Raw genomic sequence first — 22494 nt, 5'->3', positions numbered from 1 at the left:
TTTAAAAGATATTCTGAAGAAGAACTTAATCAGGTTCAATTTCTTGTTACAGATATGAACGCTGCTTACTTTAAACTTACAAAAACATGCTTTACAAACGCTAAAATAGTGATTGATCGATTCCACGTTGTTAAGCATATCAATACTGCGTTCAATGAATTTAGAGTGAGAGAAGTAAAGAGATTAAAAAAAGAAAAACAAAAAAAACACGCTCAAAAAATTAAATCCAATTGGAAGTTACTCCTAAAAAACCAAGCCAATATTGATTGGTCGGACTTTCATACTTGGAGAAGTTTTAGAACACCTATCTATCCTTTACTTACCGAAGGTATGGTGATAGATCGATTACTATCTTATTCAACTCAATTAGAAGATACGTATTACTGTTTTCATTCATTGTTAAATGCTTTTAGAAGCAAAGATTCACATCTGTTTTTCTATCATTTAAATCATCTTCCTGAACATATTGATGAAGAGTTTAAATCCAAAGTACAAAACCTCTTAAATTATGAAGAAGGCATCACTAATGCTCTGAATTATCCATACTCAAATGGAAAATTAGAAGCTAAAAATACTCACATTAAGACATTAAAACGAGTGTCTTATGGATTCAAGTCCTTTCGTAACATGAGAATTAGAATTTTTATGATTAATAAATTAATACAAATAAAATAACGAAAAAGGAACTGATTAAGAGCTTCCGCTCCCAATCAGTTCCTAATCAAATATTTGCTCATCAGTCCAGTTTGACAAAGAGCCTTTTTATGTTTTCAAAACTATAGTTTACTCTACATTTTGTAATTCCCAGTAAAGAATTCCTTCATTATATTTTCCTTTTAAATTACCCGTAAACACATCTAAATATAATCCTACACTGTTATCAGCAGAGAATAAATTCAATTGATTACTGATTGCAGCATTTGTTTCGGTTTTTAATGTGGTCATCTGTTGTGTAGAAATTAACTTAGGTTGAGCAACCGTCGTTTCTTGGTAATACATTTGCCCTAACAATTTTTGTGAGGCTTCATTAGACATCTCTTTTTGCAGACGAACGCCTAATTTCCAAGCACTTGCACTCCCTTGGGTATTCGTCACATCAACTTTCTCCATTTTAGTTAGAGGAACGCGTTTTTGTTTCGTTGCAAGGATTTTTTGCTTCACAAAAGTTAACTCTTTTGGTGCTTGTAATTCTAAGCTCCCACGATAAATTAAGTTAACTTCAAAATTATTTTTAGGTACTAATTCAGGTAACGGTGCAAAATTATTTGTGCCATTCTTCAATGTCGCTTCGGCAAAACTATAGCCTTTTAATTTCTTATCAATTAACGGTTGTAGTTTTGACATCACAACAGTCTCAACTTGGATCGGCACCTTAATAGGATCTTTCTTTTGTTCGCCATCTTCTAAATCTTTAAGTGGCTCTAATTGATTGTTTTTATTTTTCAACCAATAATTAACGGTCATGGTCACTTCGCTAATTTCCCAATCAGCATATAATGTGCGCGAACCGCGTAATTCTTTCGTTGATATACTTTGTCCAGGGCTATATTTCACACCAACGGGATCATTTTTTCGCAAAGTCCAACCTGTAAGTTTATATCCTTTTTTTGTGACAGCTGACGTATCAAGTAACTTCACGGATTGATCTTCCATTGTAAATATTTTTTCAGTTGGCTCCGTCGAGGTCCCACCATTCAAATCATGAATTAATTTATATTCATTCGGTTTATATTTATCAACAATTTTTTGAGGTGTCGCTGATATCGTTTGAACACGTTCCACTAGATTTTGCGGTTCATAATGCTCGATATTTGCTGTTATTAATGTCCGTTTATCGCCAATTTTAATACCATCCGCATAATATTTAACTTCTTTTAAGGTTGAGCCATTTTTAGTACTGATAAACTCTTGTTGAATCGGCGCCGGAATTTTGGCGGATGCGATTGCTTGAATCTCATCTTCATCGGTATCAACCTCGACTTCACCACCATAAGGGGAGAATTCAACATAGAAGCCTAAGATTTTTGAAGTAATATAAGTATTATAGGGAATATCATTCCACCATTTCCCCCTCTGTGCAAACTGAGTCACCGCTTCGCGTCCACCTGAATCATTCGGTTCTTCTCCTCGTGGTTTTTCCGTTTCTTCTGGTGGATCATCCACCGTAAATTTCATGTTTTTAGGGTTATTAAAGCCGTGATAAACGGGTGTTTTTTCTTCATCTGATCGAGGATCAGCTAGATAGTCTTTGTATGTAGCAAAGTGATAAAATACTTGTCCCGCTTCAGGACCATCAGCCCAATACCATTTTTTTGCTTCTTTACGATCATAATTATACTTATTAATGTCTCGATCTAGTTGAACCGGATCATTAATCATTTGCTTCGTTTTAGCGTCAATCATTCGCGTCCCGCCAAAATAGCCTGAATATTTGGCGATATTATCATAAACAAAAGCGTGTTCTTTATAACTAGTTAAAGTAGCTAAATAACCACGCATCCCACGATAACGCATTTTTTTTGCATCATTATATGCATCAAACCATGTATAACCTTCATTATCACTAGGATTAGGTTTACTAACAAATTGATAATAGTGACGGACACCATCTGCACCTATTTGAGAGGTATAAACATCAGAGAATAGTGTAATCTTAATTGAAGCGTCACTCAGTTTCCCCTTTGGATTATCATCTCTGAAACGAACCGATTCCAAGAAACCTTTGATAACTGCGACATCATTATTTCCTTCCATCGATAAAGTCACATTGTTTTTCTGGTCGTCATCATCCGATTTTACCAATTGGAACCATTTTTCTGGTAACTCAATTTCATCCTTACCGGCAACTTTTTTCGTGACAACTTTAACACCCTCTGGTAAGGTAAACTCCATCATCCGATAATCGGCTTTTTTGATTTTCGCTGTATCAAGAACAACATTTTCAAAATTTAAAATATCATCTGTTCGCTTGATGAGCATTTTGACATCATTCTCAGTAGTTGGATCAAAATGCGCTTCCGCTTTATTACTTATTATTTCTTGGCCATTAATTTTTAGAATAGGTTCAATTTGTAATTTTAGGGCATTATTTTTTTCAGAATCAATCGTTTTGCTATTTATTCGAATCGAATAGCGACGATCATAAAACTCTGGATTCGTCACGCGATCGCCATTTTTCTTCGCAATAATTGATAAATTATTATTGCTTACTGATACATCAAACAGATTTGTTCGATCCTGACCTAAATCATTGACAATCTTAACATCACCTGCTGCCACTTCAAGCTTTGGCGAGAGTGGTGCCTGAATTGAGTAATCTGTAAAATACGCTTTTGGGTCTACGTGTGGCACCCTTTGCTCAATTTCATAGGTTAAAACTTTTCGGTTCCTATTTTGACCTCTAATCGTCTTTCCTTTTGAAAAAATTTCAAAATTGGTAATTTTACCTAAGGATTCAGAATTATAAAAGACGCCAAATGTTGGGCGTTCGTCCACACCTTGAATAGTCGAATTTAATTCCGATTTATTGTTAAAAGTCAGTGTTAAAAAAGTGACGTCGCCACTTGTTGGATCTTTCCCAAAGGCACTGTTTGTGAACAATGCTTGATCACCATTTAGACTATAATGAAAATCAGCATTATCTTTCACATAGTATTTATCAAATTGATGACGGTTAAACATCAATTTTTTTAAAGTATTGATTTGCGAATAGGTCCAGTGACCATTAATCGTTAATGGTTTAAGATCCTCATCTAAAAATTCATACTTAATATCAATTTTTGTTTTGTTATTCGTCTTAACTGAACTTTTTGCAAAATAAACACCTAATGCATGTGTCTCGTCTAAACTTAACGCAATCTTTTCATAATTTGATTTAAATGACATTCTAATATTTACCATTTTATTCTTTGTTCTGCCCATATTTGTATAAAGGACAGACCCAGAATTCAAGTTTGTATCACTCGCATTTTTTCTCGTAAAGGTCGCAACTTTGCCTTTAAAATAAATATCATCAAATTCTGATTCTTCTAGTTGCTGTAATTCAACATTCTTATCCGCTGTCGTTGGTGTTGCCTTTGACTCTTCTTTACTAAATTTTGGTGTATAACCATTATATTCAGGAAGTGGTTCTTGCCCACGTTCAGAGACTTTTATCACACCAGGATATTGAGTAACAGGTTGATAACTTTCGGCTGAACAACTATAGTTAGATTTAAATACAGAAAGCAATCCAATCAATAAAACAAGCCATAATCTTTTCTGTGGTCTCATATTCTAATACTCCTTTTTTGTGCATGTTATATTTATTGTATCTTTTTATCGACACATATACAACACCATCACCTAAGCTTGTCTGATTAGTTAGTCACAATCCCCAAAATAGCACACTTAAGAAGAACAATGAATTCAAAATAATAAAATTATTTTATACTTTAATTCGCATATATAAAAAAAGACAAAAGAAAAAAACAGTAGAAAAATCTACTGTTTAAATCATGTTATCCTTATTGTTTAGGTAATATTTTCTAATACGTTCAGTAACTCCTGCCTCGATTCTTTCTACGGCTTCCGAAATCACATTAAATGCTTCTTCGTAGTCATATTCACGAGCAAACAGGCTCATACTTTTATCGATTGCGTTTTTAATTTCTGGATGTGAAAAGCGGAAACGGTTAGCATATTGAATCATTTGCTCAGTTAGTGCAGCACTATCAATCAAGTTCTCCGTCTTGTCTTTCAGAGACGTGATATCTTCTTGACAAGATTGCACTAGAAAATCGATATGATTCATATCTATTCTAATCTTGTTAAGTTCACGACTTAACTCCTCAATTCTTTCTGTCGTTACAAAGAAGAACTCTAAATAATTATTCGGGATGCCCGGCAATCTTTGTTTTTCAATGTAGCGTTTCAACATACGCAATTCTAATTCATAATCATCGATACTTTCCAATGCTTTGCGCTCTCTTGGAATAAAACCTTTAATCGATTGATCAATGTTTAATTGTTCAGCTTCAATATCTTTTAACTGAGCTAAACTTTCTTTGTAAAAGGCTGCAATTTGAGAGAAAATTGCTTTCTTTTCTTCTAAAGCGATTTCTGTTACTTCTAATTCTTTATGAATTTCTTCCATTTGTGCTTGGAAACCTCTCGCTTTACCAATTTCATTATCATTTAAAACATAACTTTGAGAAACATGATCCAATTCGACCATTAATGATTCATTGTTACTTTCGGCATGTCTTAAGAAATTAGTTAGTTGAGCTTTATGATCATTTACGTATTGACGAGCTTTGATTTCTCTTTCCATCAAATCGTATAATGAATCAATATCTTTTGCCATTTCTTTATTTAATTTTGCCACATTTTCAACTTCAAGTTTTTCTAAATTCATTAAAGTTGAGTGAATACGACTTTCCAGTTTTTCGATGTTCGCTAAAATTGTGTCATTTTCAAACACATAGTGGTCTTTTTTAAGGGTCTCATAACCACTTTTAATTTCTTTGAGTTGTTTTGGAAAAACTTTATCTAAAGTTTCAAACAATGGCGGAACTTGCTCAATAACTTCTTTAATTTCATAAGTTTTATTTTCAGCTTCTTCTAATACAGTACGAGCTTCCATTGGGTCACCAGCTGTATTCAAAGCCTTAAACTGAGTGAATTCTCTTTCGATGCCTTGAATTTGTTTTTCTAATTCCTTATATGCTACCCCATAAATTTCTGGGTCTTCAGCTACTGATTGACTGATTTCATTGTAAGCATCTAAGGCTTCTTGGACAACTTCAGAGTTTCTTTCTTCACTTTCAGCTAATTCTTTTAAGCCGAGGCGAATTTCTTCCACTTCTTTTTCCATATTCGCTAAAGTTTTGCTTGCTTCCTCACAAGCATCTTTAACTTTAAAAAAGCGGAATGTTTCATTTAAGTTTTCAATTTCAAAGATAAGACTTTCTAATTCTGCAAAGGAGATAGTTGAGATGTCGACCCATTTCTGGTTCCACTCTCTAAAGGTGTTTTGACTTTGGCCTACCAAGTGCATTTTCTTCACGCTGTCAATTTCTTCAAGTATCGGCAAATCAAACAGGTCAATTTTTCGAGTTTCTAACTCCTCCAAACGTTCCAAGTTTTTTCGCTTGATCAAGAAGGTTGCTAAGTAGCCTAAAACTGCAGCAATGACTACAATTAGTAGTATCCACAACCAAAGTGTATTTTTCATGAAATTTCCTCCATATTATGTTTAGTCACCACTACCCTTTCCATACATCAGAAATGAACAGTTTTACCCGCAGCAAAAAAGCCGCAAATAAAAGAGCTGTTCTTCATGCAATCGGTTAACATATTAGAAAATTTACATCTAACTAAGATTATATCACAATCAATTGATTGTATCACTAAGAATTTATTTAAAAAAAACAAATTATGAACAGTTTTTAATAATTCAATCATTAATTCGTTTTTTCGTTATCATTATTGCCTTTGTCGTTGCTTTTCGATTTCACTTTTCAGTTTTGCTTCAGGAGCAAAATCTTTTTCCCAATTGTCTGGTTTTAATACTTTGCCAGTAATTTCATGATAATGTGGTTCGCCATCTGGAAACATTTTTCCCATATTTGCTTGATGAACAATGTTAAATAACGGTTCTGGATCGATACCCATCATCACAAATGATCCGAAAGTAAAATACAGCAAATCTATTAAGCCGTCCACCTCATCTATTAATGGATCAACTTGGCCTTGTTTCTTACTATCTATTTTCTGTAAAGATTCATCTAATTTTATTTTAAGATAATTCAAGTCTTGGGTTACTAACTCAGTATCGCCCTCTCTTGCTGCATAGAGAAATTCAACAATTTCTTCAATTTTAAAACCAGCACGATTTTTCGCAGTTTCACCGGAGAGTCTTTTGACTCCCTTAATGTCAACAGGATCAAAAAACTGATGAAATTCCTGAACACTTTCATAATAATCCTTCATTCGTTCCTCCTAGTGTATAACCTCTAATTTTTGTAATGCACGATAGATGCCATCCTCTTCATTCGATGATGTAACATCGTACGCTAGTTTTTGTACGCCTTCTGGTGCATTTCCCATCGCAATACCGTACTTAACACCTGTTAGCATCTCAACATCATTCCAATTATCGCCAAAGGCTATGCAATTATTCAAATCTAAATTCAAGTGTTTTGCTAAGGCACGAATGCCATTAATCTTTGAACCACCTTTTGGGACGATATCAACTGAAAAAGGATTAGAACGTGTAATCGTACAATTCATAAAACGTTCTTCTAACTCTTTTTGCTCGGCTTCCGGACTTAATAAAACTGCTTGATAAATTCGTTTATCATAAATTGGTAATGATTGATAATAATGTGTCCGTACTTTATTCGGAATCAAGTCTTCTAACATATGATCCATTTTTTCATTTGAATTAACTTTTGGTAAATAAGCATACATTTTTTTCATTACTTTTTTTTGACCCAAACGAATTGAGCGACTGCCATAAAACTCTTTTCGGCCACCAAATACAATTTCACGTTTGTTTTCATCAGCAAATTTGGCTAAATCATGTAACGTGTCTGCATCAAAATAATGTTCAAATACACCCTCATCTTGCGTAAAGACAAGCTGTCCGTTATATAAAACAAATGCATCCATGGGAATCCCGCGAATTAGACTCCTCGCACTTTTAGGTCCACGACCACTTGCGATTACACATAATATCCCCTCTTGATGCAGTTTTTCAATCGCACGTAATGTACTATGAAGTGGTTTTGCTTGGCCCGTTAAAAGAGTGCCGTCAATATCAAAAAATACTGCTTCTATCACATCTCTTCACTCCCTCATTTAAAATTATCTGCATCTCCATTGTATCAAATTTTCGAAATACAGCCAAAATTTAAATAAAAAGTAAAGCCTGCGCGTCCAAAACTGTAAACGCGTAGGCCTTTTAATTTGAGCTGAGAGCAGGGCTCAAATCTTTACTTAAGAACGGACTAGATTATCACTGGTTACAGGTGATAAAAATATATGTTCGTCGATTGTTCTAGTCCTGAGGAGCTGTTCTTAATCATAATATTAGTAAAACATGATTTTATTTTTTATTTTCTGCATTATTTTTTAATTTTTTTTCAAGTTGCGATAAATCAACAGTCTCCACATCTTTGGCAATCATTAAAACACCATCACCTAGTGGTAAAATTGTGACTGTTAAATCCGGATGATTTAAAACTGTATCATATAGTAAATTTAATTTACGATGAATCGTCCGTTGACTTTTAGGAACGTCCAAGCGGTCATGCATCACAGTGCCAGCTTGAAAAACATCATCAATCATTAATACACCATCTTTTTTTAAGACACGTAAGCAATCAGGTAAAAATTCGATATATTTTGATTTTGCACTATCCATAAAAATAAAGTCATAAGAGTCCGTCAAACTTGGGAGGATATCTTTGGCATCTCCTTCAAGTAAGGTTACTTGCGATTCAACACCTAATTTCTTAAAGTTGGCCTTCGCTTTTCGAATCATCACGTCAAAACGATCAATCGTTGTCACATGTGCGCCTTCGCCAGCCGCTTCTAACATCAGGCTTGCAGAAAATCCAATAGCTGTTCCAATTTCAAGAATTGATTTTGCTTTAATTTGCTTCACGAAAAAACGTAAAAATGACGCTGTTTCGTTTGGAATTACTGGAACACCATCCACTTTAGCTTGCTGTTGAATCTCGCCAACACGACCTTGAATTTCTGGTTGACGAACACGGATTAAATCGATTATTTCATCTTTCAATACAGGACGGTGCATCATTTCATTTCTCATCTTTCGTTCTTCCTTTCTCATTCCATATTGATTATACAAAGATTAATCCATGAGTTCAACATTGAAATCTCATAAGATTGGTACGGTTGACAATACCTACCTTTTCACCTATCCTTAACCTATCATAGTGAAAAGAGGTCTAGTTTTTTTATGGATAAAAATAAGTACTTTGAATTATTGGGAAAGACTTTTCAGTCGACAGAAGAAATTGTAAGCGAAATCATTAATTTAAAAGCAATTTTAAATTTACCCAAAGGAACTGAACACTTCGTCAGTGATCTCCACGGAGAGTATGACGCATTTCAACATCTCTTAAGAAATGCTTCTGGTAATATCAAAGAAAAGATTAATGATTTATTTCACCAAACTCTGACAAGTAAAGAACAAAAAGAATTAGCGACACTTGTTTACTATCCCGAATTACGTCTAGCTCGGATTGAACATGAATTATCAGCTACTTGGTATAAAGAGACGATTGATCAACTGATTCAATTGACACGACTTTCAGCAACAAAGTATACACGTTCTAAAGTCCGTAAAACATTACCAAAACGATTCAGCTATATTATTGAAGAATTGCTTTACCAAAATATCGCGACTAATGATAAAAAAGATTACTACGATCAAATTATTAATGATGTCATTCAACTTCGACAAGCACAACCTTTAATCATTGACCTCAGTTACACAATTCAACAATTAGCAATCGATCACTTGCACGTTGTCGGCGATATTTATGATCGTGGACCAGCACCTGATAAAATTGTGGAAGCACTAATTGAGTATCACTCAGTTGATGTCCAGTGGGGAAATCACGATATTATTTGGATGGGGGCTGCTTCCGGCTCGGCAATCTGTATGATGAATGTCATTCGGATTTGTGCACGCTATAATAATCTATCCATTATTGAAGATGCTTACGGCATCAACTTACGTCCTTTATTAACTTATGCTGAAAAATATTATCTTGATAATCCAGCCTTCCGACCAAAATTAGCAAGTGATGATCACGTGTCAAAAGAAAATTTAGATGAAACAACTAAAATGCATCAAGCAGCTGCCATTTTACAATTCAAACTCGAAGAACAACTCGTTCGTCGTCGTCCAGAATTTGATATGGAACATCGTTTACTCTTGTCGAATACTAATTTCCAAACACAAGAAGTCTTAATTCACGGTAAACTTTACCCACTTGAAAATACCTGTTTTGCTACCGTAAATCCTGAGCGACCTGATGAAATTACGCCCGAGGAACACGACTTGATTGAACACTTACTAAGTAACTTCGTCAATTCAGAAAAATTGCGTCGTCATCTTAATTTCTTGATGAAAAAAGGCAGTATGTACTTAGTCTATAATGAAAATCTCTTAATTCACGGCTGTATTCCGTTACAATCAGATGGCTCATTTAAAGGGATGACACTTAATGGTAAAACTTATGCAGGAAAATCACTCTTAGACTATTTCGAAACATCACTGCGCGCAGCCTATAAAGAGCCACACATCACGCAAGACTATAATACCGACTTAATTTGGTATCTTTGGTCCGGCGAATGTTCATCACTTTTTGGTAAAAAAGAAATGACAACATTCGAACGCTATTTTATTGCTGACAAAGTAACACATACTGAAGAAAAAAATGTTTACTATGAACTTCGTGAAGATGAAGCCGTGATTCGCCAATTGCTAAAAGAGTTTGACTTAAATGGTGATGATAGTCATATTATCAACGGTCACACGCCAATTAAAGAAGTCAAAGGCGAAGACCCGATTAAAGCTAACGGTAAAATGATTGTTATCGATGGCGGTTTTTCTAAACCCTATCAAAAGACAACCGGCCTAGCTGGATATACACTTCTGTATAATTCATATGGTATGCAACTTGTTGCCCATAAAGCTTTCTCTTCAATTGAACATATCTTAAGCCAGCACGACGATGTCCTCTCAATCCGACGCGTCGTCGACCGACCAGTAGACCGCAAAAAAGTCTCCGACACAACCGTCGGCGCCCAACTAAAAACCGAGATTCAAGACTTAGTAGGCCTACTCGCTTATTCATCCCTAGGTGATTTTTAAAGCGATTTGAGGTGAGTCGCAAGACGAGCTTACGAATAAATCGTTCTTTGATTTAATCGTAAGATTGACTTGGGACCGAACCCCAGCTTTAAAAAATCCTATTTCCAAAAGAAAACCCATCTCATCGTCAATTTGTACTGACTCCGAGATGGGTTTGTTTTATTATTTATTACGATTCTTTTGTACACCTTTACGCACTTTTTCAATCGTACGCATTTTATGATTCCAACATTCTTTCGATAAATCGACCGGATATTTTTGCGGGTTTAAATTACGTTTATATTCTTCCCACAATGAATCCAAACTTTGTTGAGCCGTTTGCTTAATCTCAAATAATTCAGGTAAATCATAGACACGTTTACCTTTATGATAGATATCAACTAATATTGGGCGAGCATCAAAATTTTCGACAGTTTTATTAATAAAAGTATGGACCGGATGGAACATAAATAATTCATTTTGTTTACGAGGATCTTCATGCCAAAGTGTAATATAATCACCCTCTGACTTACCATCTTCAGCAGTAATACGCCAAACTTGTTTCTTACCAGGAGTCGATACTTTCTCAGCATTACTTGATAACTTGATTGAATCGACCATTTGACCTTGATCATTTTCAATCGATACTAGTTTATAGACAGCTCCCAATGCAGGCTGATCATACGCTGTAATTAACTTCGTACCCACACCCCAAACATCAATTTTTGCTCGTTGCATTTTTAGATTTAGAATAGTTGACTCATCTAAATCATTTGAAGCATAAATTTTAGCATCAGGAAATCCTGCTTCATCTAACTGTTTACGCACTTTCTTAGAAATATAAGCCATATCGCCACTATCAATTCGAACGCCTTGGAAATTAATCTTATCACCCATTTCACGCGCAACACGAATCGCATTTGGCACACCACTTAAAAGCGTGTCATAGGTATCAACTAAGAAAACACAATCTTTATGCGTCATTGCATAAGCTTTAAAACCTTCGTAATCATCCAAGTATGATTGAATTAAACTGTGAGCATGTGTTCCCGCAATCGGAATCCCAAATAATTTACCCGCTTTAACATTACTTGTCGCGTCAAAACCGCCAATAAATGCCGCACGTGTGCCCCAAATCGCAGCATCCATCTCTTGCGCACGTCTTGTGCCAAACTCCATTACAACATCGTCTTCAACTACTGACTTAATACGAGCAGCTTTTGTCGCAATTAAAGTTTGATAGTTAATAATATTTAAGAGGGCCGTTTCAATCAATTGACATTGAGCAAGCGGACCTTCAACCTGAACAAGCGGTTCATCATTGAAGACCATTTCACCCTCAACAGCCGAACGAACTGTACATTCAAATTTAAAATCTTTTAAGTAATCTAAAAATTCTTCCGGATAATCTGTGACTTCTCTTAAATAATCAATATCATCTTCAGAGAACTTTAATTGATCAAGATAATTAACCAATCGTTCTAATCCCGCAAAAATCGCATACCCACTTTTGAAAGGCATTTTTCTAAAGTAACACTCGAATACTGCTTTTTTATCAGCACGCCCTAACTCCCAATATGTTTTCATCATATTGAGTTGATAAAAATCTGTGTGAAGCGCTTGAGAATCGATCATTTGTTGCATTACCATTATTACCCAACCTTCAATCTTAATTTAATACCTTTATTTTACGTGAGATGAAAGATATTTTCAACTTAACGAACTAGGTGGTGAAGGGAGCGCTTTGAGCTGAACATTAAGATGAGCCTGGACTACAGACGGTTTGTGTCTGAAGACCAGGATTAGCTTAATGTTCAGCTCAGCTCACTAAACCCCAATAACCAGGCGCCCCAACCTCTTCCACCTCCCCAGCAAAACAACCAAAAAAATCGAGACTATCCTCAGACAATCTCGACTTACTATTTACAATACTTCAATTAAACTTTCAAACAATAGTGCACTTGAAGCGGCACCTGGATCGATATGGCCAATCGAACGTTCACCCAAATATGAGGCACGTCCTTTTTTAGCTAACATATCTTTGGTATTGTTTTTCGCAGCTTCTACAGCCTCAGCTGTGAAATCACCTGCTTCGATTAACCCAACAATAGCATCCCACACATCAACCATTGTTTTATCATCAACTTCAGCTTTGCCGCGTTGCTTAATTCCATCTAACCCTGCCGCAATAATAGTTTGTAATTCATCTTGTGAAGTAAATGCATCCATTCCTTGCGCAGCTTTGGTCATGCCCATAAATGCTGAGCCATAAAGTGGGCCTGACGCACCACCAACTTTAGAAATCATTGCCATTGTCATAACTTTAAATGTATCGGGAATTGTCGTTGGTTTTTGTTTAGCAAGCGATTCTTGATACGCTGCAACACCACGTCCCATATTATTTCCGTGATCCCCGTCACCAATCGGTGTATCTAAATCACTTAAATAAGCTTTATTTGCTTCAATTTTTTCTGTAAATTTATCTAACCATACTTGAATTTCTTTAACTGTTAATTCCATACTTCTCTCCCTCCATTACCAAGATATTGTCTCAACAGAACGATTCAAACTTTCTAACCATGATTCGTCTTCTAAATTAATTAATGTTACTGAAACACCTTGCATATCAATGGAAGTCATATAATTACCAACCTTAGTAAAGGCCACTTCAACGCCCTGTTTTGCCAAAACATCTAGGCAATCTCTCATGAATACAAATTGTTCCATCAATGCTGTACCACCCATTCCATTGACTAAAACGCCAACACGTTTTGGTTTAGTGGCACCATCAGTTAAAATTTTGGTTACCATGTGTTCTGCCAAAACACGTGAAGGTTGGATTTTTTCACGATGATATCCTGGTTCACCATGAATACCCACACCATATTCAATTTCATCATCTGAAAGTTCAAAACCGGGTTTGCCAACTTCAGGAACAGTCGCTGCTTTTAAAGCAATTCCTATTGTTTTAATTTCTTTAACTAAGCGGTCGCCCAGCACCTTTAACTCAGTAAGTGAAGTACCTTCACGCGCAGCATCACCTAAAATTTTATGAACTAAAACAGTACCAGCAACGCCTCGTTTACCAGCCGTATAAGTGCTATCTTCCACTGCGATATCATCATCAACAACAACCATCTCAACTGAGATATCTTCTAATTGCGCAAGGTCCATCGCCATTTCAAAGTTTAAAATATCTCCCGTATAGTTTTTAACAATTAACAAAACACCTTGACCATTATTGGCAGCTTGAATGCCTGTCAAAATTTGATCTGGTGTTGGAGAAGTAAAAACATCTCCGAGAACAGCAGCTTGTAGCATACCGTCACCCACAAAACCAGCATGTGCGGGCTCATGACCACTACCACCACCAGAAACTAAACCAACTTGATTCACTTTGGCCACTTGGGTAACAACACGTGAGTCATCGACACGTTTGATTAATTTAGGGTAACTTAGAATCATACCTTCTAGCATTTCTTCAACAATTGCACCTGGTTCATTGATAATTTTTTTCATTATTTGTCCCATCCTTTTCCGCCTGATTTTTTTGCTTCAGCCATAATTTGATCGAGATCATCTATCACACCAGCTGTAATCGCTGCTGCAAACGCACCCTCAACAAGTGGCGCATCAACTAAATAATAATTTTTTTGTTGTGCCTCATCCAACATGTCATAAGCTAATTCAGAACTCATTACCGCACTACCTAAATCAGCGAAGACTAAAAAGATTTCAGTCGGTGCTGCGTCATTTACAACGGTTAAAATTTTCATTGGATCAGACCCTAATAAATCATCAAATGTGCCGCCTAACGAGTGAACTTCAACTTGATCTGACTGATTCATTTGATCAATCATTTCTTTTAAGCCATCCGTAATTTGTTTACTATGTGAGACTAAAATGATATTTTTCTTCATGCTACACACCCCTGTTCTAACTATTTGTGGTTCATTTTATAATCATGACCAATTTTATCTGCAACAATAATCGCATTCGCCACTTCTTCTTCGACAATTGGGAATGGCATTGCGTGAATTGATTCTTCTGGAATACATGCAATTTTAGCTACCGCTAAAGCTTCTTCATAAGAAATATTGTCGACACCTAAATCGTTTAAAGTCACTGGTAGATCAACCGATAAACAGAAGTCTAACACTGCTTCAAGTTCCGCCTTTTCAGCGTCTTCTAAGACCAATTGAACGATTGTTGCAAACGCTACTTTTTCACCATGTAACGCGCCATGAGCGCCTTCAAGAACTGTCATACCATTATGAATGGCGTGAGCTGCTGCTAAACCAGCACTTTCAAAACCTAAACCAGATAAAAGAATATTTGTTTCAACAATTTTATTTAATGCTTCAGTTGCTAAGTTTGCATCACAGGCAATTTTAGCTTGTAAGCCGTCTTCTTGTAAGAATTTCCAACATAAGTGTGCCATTTCTAAAGCAGCATAAGTACCTACTGCATTTGGTGTTAGACCTTCACGAGAACCCATTGGTAAACTTGCATTCACACGAGAATATGAATTATGACTTGCACGAGCTTCAAAGTATGTTGCTAACGCATCTCCCATTCCAGCTACTAAGAATCGTGTTGGTGCTTGTGCAATTACTTTTGTATCGACTAAAACGACACTTGGACTTTGTTTAAAGTACGCATAATCATCAAAACTTCCGTCTGCATGATAGAGAACTGCCGAATGAGAAGTTGGTGCGTCTTGCGCAGCAATCGTAGGCACGATAATTAAATTTTCGCCTTCCGCTACAACTTTAGAAGCGTCAATTGCTTTTCCACCACCTAAACCAATGACACAATCAGTTTTTTTAGCTAACGCTTCTTCTTGTAATCGTTTCGTTTCTTCACGTGTAACCTCACCACTGAAACCGCCTTCAATAAACTCAATACCAAATTTTTGTGCTGTCGCATCCAATTGAATACGTACTCGGTTTACATCATCTGGATGGGCAATTAATAATGCGGACTTTCCAAAAGTTTGTACAAAATAGCCTAAATTATATAATTCGTCTTCCCCTTGGACATATTTTGTTGGTAAAATAAGTGCTTTTCTCATTATCAATCATCCTCTCTTCTTAATACATTCATCATAAAGCGTTTTCACAAAGAATTCATTAGACAATCATGATGACATTTAATCTTTACATACTGACTTTTTTTATCAAATAGACTTTTTTTGCGATTTAGCACTTTTTTTTGTATAATAAATAACGAGGTGAAGAATATGGGAATGTCTTTTGAACTAGAGAAAGTATTAGATTTAGAGAAATGGGAGCGCGTTCAGGATTCAATCGCAAAAACAACAAAAGTTGCCATCATTTTAGTCGACTATCGAGGGCGTCCTGTTTCAAAACATAGTAAAATTCAACCCTTTTGTCACCTCGCACGTTCAAATCCGGAACTTTCAAAATACTGTGAAACTTGTGATGCTAGAGCTGGACTAGAGGCAGTACGGACAGAAAAACCCTATATCTATCATTGTCATTTTGACATTGTCGATATGGCCATTCCGATTCTTATCAATGACCGCTACGTGGGCGCGATTATGGCCGGTGAAATTCTGTTAGATGACGACAATCAAAAACTAGAGAAAATCTTACATGTACCTGATCAAACAATCTTAGATGATTTTAAAACTAAAAACCAAGAATTATTTAATCAATATCCCAAACTATCCTTAACAGAACTCTTACAGGTTGCAGATATGCTAGCTAGACTTAGTGAATATATTGTCTCAGAAGCAATCAAAAAAGAATACTTAATTAAAATGTACCAACAAACAATTCATCTGACACCTAAAGAGCATGATTCTTTAGTACCACCAACAACTGAGAATTTAGAAGTCATGCAAAAAGATTTGAATTCAACACTTTTAAATCAGCGACTTGAAGATTTTAGTCAAGGTTATCAAACTAAAAACCAGCAACTCCAACCTGCACTAGATTATTTATACGCAAATAAAACACAACTCGTCACACTGAAAGACTTAGCAAAAGTCACAAACCTCAGTCAAAGTCATTTAAGTCGCTTACTAAAAGAAGAACTAGGTGAGTCATTTAAAACGATGTATATCAAGATGAAAATGACTTGGGCCAAAGAACTTTTAGCAACAACTGATCTAACAATTACTGAAATTAGTGAGCAATTAGGCTATCTTGAGTCGAGTTACTTTGTTCGTCTATTCAAACGTACTCAAGGTGTCACGCCACTTAATTATCGTAAGATTTCACGAAAACATTAAAAAAAGCTCATTGCAATTGCTTGCAATGAGCTTATCATTTTCATTAAAAAGATTATTTTAATGTAATTGAAGCGCCAACTTCTTCTAATGAAGCTTTTAATGCTTCAGCTTCTTCTTTAGATACGCCTTCTTTGATTGGTGCAGGAGCGCCATCTACAACAGCTTTAGCTTCTTTAAGACCTAAACCAGTTGCTTCACGTACAGCTTTGATTACTTTAACTTTTTGGTCGCCAGCAGCTGTTAATTCAACTGTAAATTCAGTTTGTTCAGCAGCGCCACCTTCAGCAGCAGCACCAGCAGCAGCTACAGGAGCAGCAGCAGATACGCCAAATTCTTCTTCGATAGCTTTAACTAAGTCATTTAATTCTAAGATAGTTGATTCTTTTAAATCAGCAATAATTTGTTCAATGTTTAATGCCATGATATGTTTCCTCCATATTAATCTTTCGATTTGTTTTTTTATTTTTTGTTTAGATTAAGCAGCAATTAAGCAACTTCTTCTTCTTTTGTTTCTGCAACAGCGTTGACAGCGTAAGCCACGTTTCTGACTGGAGCTTGTAATACAGATAGTAACATAGATAGTAAACCTTCGCGGTTTGGTAATTTTGCTAAAGCTACGATTTCTTCTACTGAAGAAACTTCACCTTCGATTACGCCACCTTTGATTTCTAATGCTTCTGCATCTTTTGCAAAGTCATTCATGATTTTAGCTGGTGCTACTACGTCTTCGTTACTGAATGCTACGGCTGTTGGTCCAGTGAATACTTCACCTAAACCTTCTAAACCAGCTTTTTCAGCTGCACGACGTAAGATACCATTTTTGATAACTTTCATTTCAACGTTTGCGTCACGTAATTGTTTACGTAAGTTTGTTACTTCTTCCACTGTTAATCCACGGTAGTCAACGACTACGATAGATGCAGCTTCTTTAAGTTTTTCTGCAACAACGTCTACTTCTTGTGCTTTAATAGCGATTGATGCTTCACTCATTATTTTCACCTCCTGAATTAATAGATGGTGGAATTTTTTTGCAATAAAAAAACTCCATGCCACCGTTGACATAGAGGGACCTTGATTCGATCAAATCAGTCCTCGGTAGGAAATTAAGACTTGCGTCACCTACTGTCTTCGGCTTTTATTTAATAACCTAGATAACTATAACATATACAGTTATCTAGGTCAATAAATTTTTTATTAATTAGAATGAAAATTTGTCAACTTTAACCCCAGGGCCAAATGTTGTTGTTACAGTCAAGCTTTGGATGTATTGTCCTTTAGTTGCTGCAGGTTTAGCTTTCATGATTACATCATGAATAGTGTTGAAGTTTTCAACTAATTTAGCTTCGTCAAATGATACTTTACCGATTGGAACATGGATGTTACCTTGTTTGTCAACACGGTAAGTTACTTTACCAGCTTTAACTTCTTCAACTGCTTTTGTAACATCCATTGTTACAGTACCAGTTTTAGGGTTTGGCATTAAGCCTTTAGGTCCTAAGACACGTCCTAATTGACCTACTTGAGCCATCATGTCTGGAGTTGCTACGACAACGTCAAAGTCAAACCAGCCACCTTTAATTTTTTGAACTAAGTCTGCTTCTCCAACGTAGTCAGCACCAGCTGCTTCAGCTTCTTTAGCTTTTTCACCTTTAGCGAAAACTAAAACTGATTGAGTTTTACCAGTACCGTTTGGTAATACAACAGCACCACGGATTTGTTGGTCAGCTTTCTTAGGATCAATATTTAAGTTATAAGCAACTTCAACTGTTGCGTCAAATTTTGCAATGTTAGTTTCTTTTGCTAAAGCTACCGCTTCTGCGACAGCGTATTCTTTTGTTACATCAACTTTCTTTAATGCATCTTGCATTTTTTTGCTTTTCTTAGCCATTTTGTTTCCTCCTTGATTGTGGTTATAACGGATGAACCTCCCACTTATTTATATCTTTCAACATAAATTCGTCTGAGAAGCTACTTCTAGATAGTCAGTTATTAATTACTCAACAACGATACCCATGCTTCGTGCAGTACCTTCTACCATGCGCATAGCTGCTTCTACGTCAGCTGCGTTTAGGTCTTCCATTTTTGTTTCAGCAATTTCTTTAACTTGATCTTTAGTTACAGTTGCAACTTTTTTAGAGTTTGGTTCACCTGAACCTTTATCAATCTTAGCAGCTTTTTTAAGTAAAACTGCAGCAGGTGGTGTTTTTGTAATGAATGTAAATGAACGGTCTTCATATACAGAGATTACAACTGGAATAATTAAACCAGCTTGATCTGCAGTACGAGCGTTGAATTCTTTAGTGAATCCCATAATGTTGATACCCGCTTGACCTAATGCTGGACCTACTGGTGGAGCTGGTGTTGCTTTCCCTGCAGGAATTTGTAATTTAACTAATTTTTCTACTTTTTTTGCCACGAGACATACCTCCTTAAGTCCGTGATGTGGTTTAATGGAGATGAAAATTTCTCCTCCCACACTTCCATAATAAAAAATACGTATAAAACACGTACCTCATTAATTATAAACACTTTAGAGAATTTATCAAGTCTTATTGTCACTTTTGTTAAAATTTTTTCACTGTTGAAACAACTTTCTTCTATTATATAGGCACTTATTTTCAAACAGTTAAAGTTGCGAGCAGTCAGAAGTCGTGATAAAGTGTACCATGAATACTGAACGAGGAGGAAAACATATGATTAGAGCAGCTCGACCAGAAGATGCCGTTAAAGCAATGGAACTAGTAATGATTGTCCTAAAAGATATGGAACTTGAGGTCTTTAATAAATTAACTGAAGCACAACTTTTAAAACTTTTAGCTGAAGCTTTCCAAGACTTACCAGACTATCGTTATGGTTTCAATAATGCGATTGTTAAAGAAATAAACAATGACATTGCTGGTGTTGCATTTGGCTACACTGATGAAATGGAAAAAACAATTGATACACCCTATCATCAATTTCTACAACAAAAAGATTTTTCAACAGAATATCATCTCTTTGACGAACTTGAAACATACCAAGATGAGTGGTACTTGGATACCATCGTTGCGTCACCAAACTTTAGACGCCAAGGTGTTGCGACTGAGCTATTAGGTGCCTTACCATTGAAAGCTAAAGAACGTAAGCGCAATGTGATTGGTTTGAACGTTGATCAAATTAACTTAAGTGCTCAAAAAGTTTATCTAAATAATGGTTTTGAAAAAGTTGGCGAAATGATGATCGCTGGACACAAGTACGATCATTTACAAAAAAATATTTAACTTTTTAACTATGATAATAAAGGAAAAGATTACCAGTAAAAAGCGGTAATCCTTTCCTTTATTTTTTTCTTAAAAAAGTTCATTTTTTAGTTGTCATTTTCACTATAATATGATATGATATTCATATGAACAGGTATTCATATCAAAAGAGGAGGTTTTTACTATGTCAAATCACGAACACAACCATGATCATGAACATGACCACAATCATTCACACGATCATAACCACGAACATAGTCATGGCGCATTGCCAACAATTTTATACTTTATCGGGTTGGGAGCATTTATCTTAAGTTACTTCCCATTTGGAACCCTTACAGCAAATATTTTAGCTACAGTGACAATCTTTTTATCAGGGTATCATATTATTATTGAGGGCTTCTCTGATACAATTTCGCAAACAAAAGAAAATCGTAAATTCACACCTAATGTTCATATCTTAATGGCATTCGCTGCCTTTGGTGCGGCAATTATTGGTGACTTCAAAGAAGGTGCCCTACTGATCGTTATCTTCGCCGGTGCTCATTTCCTTGAAGATTATGTTGAAGAAAAAAGTAAAAAAGAAATTACAAACTTGATGGCAATGAACCCAACAGAGGCGCGCTTAATTTTAGACAACGGCGACACAAAAATTGTACCTGTTGGCGAACTAAAAATTGGCGACCATTTACAAGTCTTAAATGGTGATCAAATCCCAACTGACGGGGAGATTCTTTCAGGATTTGCCAACATCGACGAATCATCAATTAACGGTGAAAGTATTCCCGCTGAAAAAACAACTGGGGATTTCGTTTTTGGTAGTACAATGAACGGCCAATCTTCATTTACAATGGTTGTTACAAAAGATAGTAGCGACACAGTTTTCGCTAAAATTTTAGAATTAGTAAACCAATCACAAAGCAACTTATCAAAAACAGCAACTAAAATTAAAAAATTAGAACCTAAATATGTCACTCTTGTATTAGTGTCGATTACTTTATACATTATTTTAATGCCACTCGTATTTGGTCATACTTGGTATGAAAGTTTCTATAAAGGTATGGTCTTCCTGACTGTTGCTTCTCCTTGTGCCTTAGCTGCAAGTGATGTACCGGCTACACTTTCTGGTATTTCAAATCTTGCTAAACGTGGTGTTTTATTCAAAGGTGGTTCTTACCTTTCAAACTTAGTCGACATTAAGGCATTTGCTTTTGATAAGACTGGTACTTTAACTCAAGGTAAACCAAGCGTTACTGATGTTTATTTCTTAAATGAAAACAAAACTGAAGCAGAAAACTACAAAAATATTATTGTGGCAATGGAAAAACAAGCAAACCATCCATTAGCAACTGCAATTATTGAAGGTATCCCTGTGACTGAAGAACTTGACTTAGTCGTTGAAAATCAAATTGGTCATGGTTTAGTCACAAGTATCCAACAAGATCTATACAAAATTGGTAAAGCAGAACAATTCAACGTCTTGCCTCTACAATTGGAACAAAAACGTGAAGAATTTGCTCGTGAAGGTAAAACTGTCGTTCTCTTCGGTAAGAACGATCATGCGATTGGTTTAATTGCCATGATGGACTTACCAAATGAAAAAGCTGTTGATATGATTAAATACATGAAACAAGCCGGTATTCATACAATCATGATTACTGGTGACAATGAAGTGACTGGTCAAGCCATTGGTAAAACTTTAAATGTTGATGACGTTAAAGGAAATGTCTTACCTGAAAACAAAGCGCAAGCTGTCGAAGAACTTCAAAAAGTTTACGGTCAAGTTGCGATGGTTGGGGATGGCGTCAATGATGCCCCTGCACTTGTTAAATCTGACATCGGAATTGCCATGGGTGAAGGTACTGATATCGCGATCGATGTAGCTGATGTAGTCCTAATGAAAAACGATTTAGATCAATTGACATATGCACATCGCATCTCTAAACGCTTAAATCGCGTTGTCATGCAAAACATTACATTCTCAATGGCAGTTGTCTTACTCTTAGTTGTCTTAAACATCTTCGGTAAGATGAACTTACCAATCGGTATTCTAGCTCACGAATCAAGTACAATCCTTGTTTTACTTAATGGTATTCGCTTATTAAAACCATTAAAATAAAAAA

The 22494-nt window shown here is 35.8% G+C and carries 19 protein-coding genes and 1 other annotated feature; of the genes, 5 read left to right on the top strand and 14 right to left on the bottom strand.

Annotation, left to right across the window (positions count from 1 at the left end; translation table 11 throughout):
• The coding region (locus ESZ54_RS05610; protein ID WP_136136680.1) for a transposase at positions 1 to 675 on the top strand (675 nt) is incomplete at its 5' end.
• 108 nt (positions 676 to 783) lie between these two features.
• Here the strand turns inward: ESZ54_RS05610 and ESZ54_RS05605 are convergent.
• The 5 genes from ESZ54_RS05605 to ESZ54_RS05585 all read right to left on the bottom strand — a co-directional run bounded on the left by ESZ54_RS05605 (position 784) and on the right by ESZ54_RS05585 (position 8818).
• Positions 784 to 4272, bottom strand: coding sequence for an InlB B-repeat-containing protein (locus tag ESZ54_RS05605; protein WP_136136679.1), 3489 nt, complete (start codon positions 4270 to 4272; stop codon positions 784 to 786).
• A gap of 217 nt (positions 4273 to 4489) precedes the next feature.
• Complete coding sequence (locus tag ESZ54_RS05600; protein WP_136136678.1) at positions 4490 to 6214, bottom strand: septation ring formation regulator EzrA; 1725 nt, start codon at positions 6212 to 6214, stop codon at positions 4490 to 4492.
• A 251-nt stretch (positions 6215 to 6465) separates the two neighbouring features.
• A complete protein-coding gene (locus tag ESZ54_RS05595; RefSeq protein ID WP_136136677.1) occupies positions 6466 to 6972 on the bottom strand; it encodes a pyrophosphohydrolase domain-containing protein in 507 nt (168 codons plus the stop codon).
• A 9-nt stretch (positions 6973 to 6981) separates the two neighbouring features.
• Positions 6982 to 7824 carry an HAD family hydrolase gene (locus ESZ54_RS05590; RefSeq protein ID WP_136136676.1) on the bottom strand — a complete coding sequence of 281 codons (843 nt, stop codon included), beginning with the start codon at positions 7822 to 7824 and terminating at the stop codon, positions 6982 to 6984.
• 265 nt (positions 7825 to 8089) lie between these two features.
• Positions 8090 to 8818, bottom strand: coding sequence for an O-methyltransferase (locus ESZ54_RS05585; protein WP_136136675.1), 729 nt, complete (start codon positions 8816 to 8818; stop codon positions 8090 to 8092).
• Positions 8819 to 8968: 150 nt separating this feature from the next.
• Between ESZ54_RS05585 and ESZ54_RS05580 the strand changes: the two genes are divergently transcribed.
• Positions 8969 to 10894, top strand: a complete 1926-nt coding sequence (locus ESZ54_RS05580) for a fructose-1,6-bisphosphatase (protein ID WP_136136674.1) — start codon at positions 8969 to 8971, stop codon at positions 10892 to 10894.
• 162 nt (positions 10895 to 11056) lie between these two features.
• Here the strand turns inward: ESZ54_RS05580 and ESZ54_RS05575 are convergent, their stop codons facing one another.
• The 5 genes from ESZ54_RS05575 to ESZ54_RS05555 form a co-directional block, all read right to left on the bottom strand.
• Positions 11057 to 12523, bottom strand: coding sequence for a nicotinate phosphoribosyltransferase (locus ESZ54_RS05575; RefSeq protein WP_420824355.1), 1467 nt, complete (start codon positions 12521 to 12523; stop codon positions 11057 to 11059).
• Positions 12524 to 12796: 273 nt separating this feature from the next.
• Positions 12797 to 13393: a dihydroxyacetone kinase subunit DhaL gene (gene dhaL / locus ESZ54_RS05570; RefSeq protein ID WP_136136673.1), complete on the bottom strand. Its 597-nt coding sequence runs from the start codon at positions 13391 to 13393 to the stop codon at positions 12797 to 12799.
• Between the two features lie 15 nt (positions 13394 to 13408).
• Positions 13409 to 14392 carry a dihydroxyacetone kinase subunit DhaK gene (gene dhaK, locus ESZ54_RS05565; RefSeq protein ID WP_136136672.1) on the bottom strand — a complete coding sequence of 328 codons (984 nt, stop codon included), beginning with the start codon at positions 14390 to 14392 and terminating at the stop codon, positions 13409 to 13411.
• Positions 14392 to 14793, bottom strand: a complete 402-nt coding sequence (gene dhaM / locus ESZ54_RS05560; RefSeq protein WP_136136671.1) for a dihydroxyacetone kinase phosphoryl donor subunit DhaM — start codon at positions 14791 to 14793, stop codon at positions 14392 to 14394. The genes dhaK and dhaM overlap by 1 nt, the downstream gene beginning before the upstream one ends.
• 20 nt (positions 14794 to 14813) lie before the next feature.
• The gene (locus ESZ54_RS05555; RefSeq protein WP_136136670.1) at positions 14814 to 15947 is read right to left on the bottom strand and encodes a glycerol dehydrogenase; all 1134 of its coding nucleotides are present in this window, start codon (positions 15945 to 15947) and stop codon (positions 14814 to 14816) included.
• Positions 15948 to 16121: 174 nt separating this feature from the next.
• Here ESZ54_RS05555 and ESZ54_RS05550 point away from each other — a divergent pair, with 174 nt between their 5' ends.
• A complete protein-coding gene (locus ESZ54_RS05550; protein WP_136136682.1) occupies positions 16122 to 17132 on the top strand; it encodes a PocR ligand-binding domain-containing protein in 1011 nt (336 codons plus the stop codon).
• Positions 17133 to 17184: 52 nt separating this feature from the next.
• On the opposite strand, the gene rplL is transcribed toward ESZ54_RS05550, so the two are convergent.
• From rplL to rplK, 4 genes are all read right to left on the bottom strand, one after another.
• Positions 17185 to 17553, bottom strand: coding sequence for a 50S ribosomal protein L7/L12 (gene rplL / locus ESZ54_RS05545; protein WP_136136669.1), 369 nt, complete (start codon positions 17551 to 17553; stop codon positions 17185 to 17187).
• 65 nt (positions 17554 to 17618) lie between these two features.
• Positions 17619 to 18122: a 50S ribosomal protein L10 gene (gene rplJ, locus ESZ54_RS05540; RefSeq protein WP_136136668.1), complete on the bottom strand. Its 504-nt coding sequence runs from the start codon at positions 18120 to 18122 to the stop codon at positions 17619 to 17621.
• Positions 18123 to 18158: 36 nt separating this feature from the next.
• Positions 18159 to 18282: a sequence feature (ribosomal protein L10 leader region), on the bottom strand.
• A 48-nt stretch (positions 18283 to 18330) separates the two neighbouring features.
• The gene (gene rplA, locus ESZ54_RS05535; protein ID WP_136136667.1) at positions 18331 to 19020 is read right to left on the bottom strand and encodes a 50S ribosomal protein L1; all 690 of its coding nucleotides are present in this window, start codon (positions 19018 to 19020) and stop codon (positions 18331 to 18333) included.
• A gap of 105 nt (positions 19021 to 19125) precedes the next feature.
• Entirely contained in the window at positions 19126 to 19548 is a 423-nt protein-coding gene (rplK, locus tag ESZ54_RS05530) for a 50S ribosomal protein L11 (protein ID WP_136136666.1), read from the bottom strand.
• Between the two features lie 277 nt (positions 19549 to 19825).
• On the opposite strand from rplK, the gene ESZ54_RS05525 reads away from it, so the two are divergent.
• Both ESZ54_RS05525 and ESZ54_RS05520 read left to right on the top strand, forming a co-directional pair.
• A complete protein-coding gene (locus ESZ54_RS05525; RefSeq protein WP_162615105.1) occupies positions 19826 to 20392 on the top strand; it encodes a GNAT family N-acetyltransferase in 567 nt (188 codons plus the stop codon).
• 163 nt (positions 20393 to 20555) lie between these two features.
• Complete coding sequence (locus tag ESZ54_RS05520; protein ID WP_136136664.1) at positions 20556 to 22490, top strand: heavy metal translocating P-type ATPase; 1935 nt, start codon at positions 20556 to 20558, stop codon at positions 22488 to 22490.
• Positions 22491 to 22494 lie beyond the last annotated feature (4 nt).

Source organism: Vagococcus silagei, from assembly GCF_004795745.1.
Lineage (GTDB): Bacteria > Bacillota > Bacilli > Lactobacillales > Vagococcaceae > Vagococcus > Vagococcus silagei.
This window is presented reverse-complemented; position numbering and strand designations above follow the sequence as displayed.